4 protein-coding genes are annotated in these 3,858 nt (G+C 61.2%); all 4 read left to right on the forward strand.

Features of this window, described 5'->3' with window-relative positions; translation table 11 throughout:
- Positions 1-109 precede the first annotated feature (109 nt).
- Positions 110-328, forward strand: a complete 219-nt coding sequence (locus HGSM_RS14190; protein WP_230197551.1) for a TilS substrate-binding domain-containing protein — start codon at positions 110-112, stop codon at positions 326-328.
- Between the two features lie 54 nt (positions 329-382).
- On the forward strand, positions 383-952 hold the full coding sequence (hpt, locus tag HGSM_RS11175) for a hypoxanthine phosphoribosyltransferase (RefSeq protein ID WP_040595186.1): 570 nt from the start codon (positions 383-385) through the stop codon (positions 950-952).
- Between the two features lie 203 nt (positions 953-1,155).
- Complete coding sequence (gene ftsH, locus HGSM_RS11180; RefSeq protein ID WP_019148853.1) at positions 1,156-3,186, forward strand: ATP-dependent zinc metalloprotease FtsH; 2,031 nt, start codon at positions 1,156-1,158, stop codon at positions 3,184-3,186.
- Positions 3,183-3,776, forward strand: coding sequence for a GTP cyclohydrolase I FolE (gene folE / locus HGSM_RS11185; protein ID WP_019148854.1), 594 nt, complete (start codon positions 3,183-3,185; stop codon positions 3,774-3,776). Before ftsH ends, folE begins: the two co-directional genes overlap by 4 nt.
- The last annotated feature ends 82 nt before the right edge of the window (positions 3,777-3,858 follow it).

Below are 3,858 nucleotides of genomic sequence, written 5' to 3' on the forward strand. Positions count from 1 at the left end.
AGATGCGGACCTCCTCGAACAGCTCGGAGTCGACGCCCTCGAACGGGCTATTGGAGGTCAACCGGGCGACAACAGCCCGGGTGAAGCGCAGATCACACTCTCGGTCGAAGTGCTCTCGCAAGAACACCGAGCGGCGCGGACTCGAGCGCTGCGCCAGGCCGCAATTTTGGCGGGAAGTCCGGCGGGAACTCTCGCCCGCAGGCACATCGACGAGGTCGACCGGCTCCTCACTCACTGGCATGGGCAAGGGCCCATTCACCTGCCAGGACCGGTGTTTGTTAGACGACAAAGTGGCAACCTCGTCCTGAGTAGTCATACTGTTGATTGAGTATGCGTGAGCCCCGCACGGTGGGGTTCGCGCGAACCACACACAATCGCGCACATGAGGAGTTACTCCGTGGGTTCCGCAAAGCCAAACGACATTCACCACGTTCTTCTAAGTGAAGAACAGATCTCGGCCAAGCTCGACGAAATGGCCGCAGCGATCGACGCAGACTACGAAGGCAAGGAACTGCTCCTCATCGGTGTGCTCAAGGGCGCTGTCATGGTCATGGCCGACCTGTCCCGCAAGCTCAAGCACACCCGCACCTCCATGGACTGGATGGCAGTATCGTCCTACGGTTCGGGAACCAAGTCCTCCGGTGTTGTGCGCATCCTCAAGGACCTGGACGCCGACCTGACCGGCCGCCACGTACTCATCGTCGAAGACATCATCGACTCCGGACTGACGCTTTCTTGGCTCATTTCGAACCTCAAGTCGCGCGGCGTTGAGTCGCTCGAGGTCGCCGCAATGCTGCGCAAGCCAGAAGCCGCCAAGGTTGAGGTAGACGTCAAGTACATCGGCTTCGACATCCCCAACGAGTTCGTGGTCGGATATGGCCTCGACTACGCGGAGCAGTACCGCACCCTGCCGTACGTGGGAACCCTGGCTCCACACGTATACGAGAACTGACCGATTCCCGGCTCAGCCGGAAATCAACTCTAGGGACAGCCCGTCCTCCGCACTCGTGTGGGGCGGGCTGTCCTTGCTTTAGCGCCGACGGCGAACAAGGGAACTTTCCCCCGCTCAATCGGCGTTAGTACGTGTACCGTCATTGTATTGACATGCATGTGTTGCCGTAGAAGGAAGGGATGCGGGCGCAAGCCCGATCGCCGATGAACAAAAAGCGTTTCTTTAGTGGCCCATTCTTATGGGTGCTGCTCGCCGTAGTCATTCTGGGCCTCGCGGCGTCAACGTTGTTTGGTGTGAAGGTCTCTTCCATCGACACCTCGGACGGCCTTGAACTCCTCAAGGGCGGAAAGGTTACTCAGGCGCTCATCGTGGATGGCGACCAGCGAGTACGCCTGACTCTGAGCGAAGACTTCAAGACCAAGGTTGACGGCAAGGAAAAGAACCTCGGTAAGTCCGTGGAGTTCTACTACGTGGACCCACAGGGCGAGAAGATCGTAGACGCTGTTACCGCTGCGAACCCCAAGGACGGATACAATTCCGAGGTTCCGCGCGCCAGCTTCCTGACCTCGATGCTCTCCATCATCATCCCGTTCCTGCTCATCGGTGTGGTCTTCTTCTTCCTCATGTCCCGCATGCAGGGAGGCGGCCGCAGCGTCATGGGCTTCGGAAAGTCCCGCGCGAAGCTTGCGAACAAGGACATGCCCCAGGTGACCTTCTCCGACGTGGCCGGTGCAGACGAGGCGGTTGAAGAGCTCCGCGAAATCAAGGAGTTCCTGTCCGAGCCAGCCAAGTTCCAGGCAGTCGGCGCCAAGATCCCTAAGGGTGTCCTGCTCTATGGCCCTCCAGGAACTGGTAAGACCCTGCTCGCCCGTGCAGTTGCCGGCGAAGCGGGAGTTCCGTTTTACTCCATCTCCGGATCCGACTTTGTTGAGATGTTCGTGGGCGTTGGAGCCTCGCGCGTCCGCGACCTGTTCCAGCAGGCCAAGGAGAACGCCCCAGCAATCATCTTTGTTGACGAGATCGACGCCGTGGGACGCCACCGCGGCGCAGGCATGGGCGGCGGCCACGACGAGCGCGAGCAGACCCTTAACCAGCTCCTGGTTGAGATGGACGGCTTCGACGTCAAGACGAACGTCATCCTGATCGCGGCAACCAACCGACCAGACATTCTTGACCCTGCGCTCCTGCGTCCGGGCCGTTTTGACCGCCAGATTGGCGTTGAGCCAGCGGACCTCAAGGGCCGCGAGGCAATCCTCAAGGTCCACGCACAGGGCAAGCCGATGGTTGAGGGAATCGATCTACACTCGGTGGCTAAGCGCACCCCAGGATTCTCCGGTGCCGACCTCGCGAACGTTCTGAACGAGGCGGCCCTGCTGACTGCGCGTTCCAACGCGCAGCTCATTGACGACCGTGCAATCGACGAGGCAATTGACCGTGTAATTGCTGGTCCGCAGAAGCGCACCCGACTCATGAACGCCAAGGAACTCAAGAACACTGCTTACCACGAGGGTGGACACGCGCTCGTGGCCGCAGCGATGCGCCATACGGACCCCGTCACCAAGGTGACGATCCTTCCGCGTGGACGCGCGCTCGGGTACACCATGGTCATGCCGACCGAGGACAAGTACTCCAAGACGCGTAACGAACTGCTCGATGAAATGGCATACGCCATGGGTGGCCGCGTAGCCGAGGAACTGGTGTTCAAGGACCCCACCACGGGTGCTTCGAACGACATCGAGAAGGCGACCCAGACCGCGTACAAGATGGTGACCCAGTACGGCATGAGCTCGCGCGTGGGCACCATTGACCTGGGCCAGGGAGACGGAGAGCCACTCTACGGCTACGGCCAGGGACAGGGCTCCCGCCCGATCTCACCAAACGTGGCAAACGCGATCGACGAGGAAGTACGCGAGCTCCTGGACACCGCGAACAGGGAAGCTTGGGAAGTGCTGACCAAGTACCGTGCGGTGCTCGACCACCTCGTGGCGGAACTCCTGGACAAGGAGACCCTGAACGAGAAGGAACTCGCCGAGATCTTTGCGCCCATCGAGCGCCGTGAGGAACGTCCAGTGTGGCACTCGTCGAACGACCGCCCACTCCTGGATGCCCCCGGTCCGATCGAGACGCCAGCCGCCTCAGCCGCTCCTGAAACTCCCGGCGGGCTCGTTGTAGCTCCCCACGGTGAAGAGGGCAGCGAGTCACTGAACAAGGAAGCAGAAGGTCCGACCGCATGACTGACCTCGGATCCATGGGACGCGGGCCGGTAGACCTCGAACGCGCCGCAGCAGCGGTGCGTGAGATGCTCATCGCGCTCGGGGAAAACCCCGACCGTGAAGGCCTGCTCGAAACTCCCATGCGCGTAGCCCGCGCCTACAACGAAGCCTTTGCCGGGTTGGACCAAGACCCGGTCGAAATCCTGAACACCGTGTTCGACATCGGACATGAGGAGATGATCCTGGTGAAGGACATCGAGGTCTACTCGATGTGCGAACACCACCTACTCCCCTTCCACGGAGTAGCCCACGTGGGCTACATCCCTGGCGAAGAGGGGCGAGTCACGGGGCTCTCCAAACTGGCGCGCGTGGTGGAGGTTTTCGCCCGCCGTCCGCAGGTTCAGGAGCGACTCACGGGCCAGATCGCTGACTCCCTCGTGGATGTTCTCGGGGCCCGTGGTGTCATCGTTGTCCTTGAATGCGAACACATGTGCATGTCCATGCGCGGTGTCCGCAAGCCTGGTTCGCGCACGGTGACCTCCGCGGTCCGTGGCCAAATGAGGGACGGGGCCACTCGCGCCGAGGCCATGAGCCTTATCATCGGCAAGTGACAATGCTCCATCCCGCACCACTGCCTGACTCGCTCACCTCGCTCAACCGGACGCTCATCATGGGCGTGGTCAACGTGACCCC

Source organism: Timonella senegalensis JC301, from assembly GCF_000312125.1.
In the GTDB taxonomy this organism is placed as follows: domain Bacteria; phylum Actinomycetota; class Actinomycetes; order Actinomycetales; family Cellulomonadaceae; genus Timonella; species Timonella senegalensis.

Coding starts and splice junctions, on each gene's coding strand:
- hpt (WP_040595186.1), top strand. CDS start 383: ATGAGGAGTTACTCCGTGGGTTCCGCAAAGCCAAACGACATTCACCAC.
- ftsH (WP_019148853.1), top strand. CDS start 1,156: ATGAACAAAAAGCGTTTCTTTAGTGGCCCATTCTTATGGGTGCTGCTC.
- folE (WP_019148854.1), top strand. CDS start 3,183: ATGACTGACCTCGGATCCATGGGACGCGGGCCGGTAGACCTCGAACGC.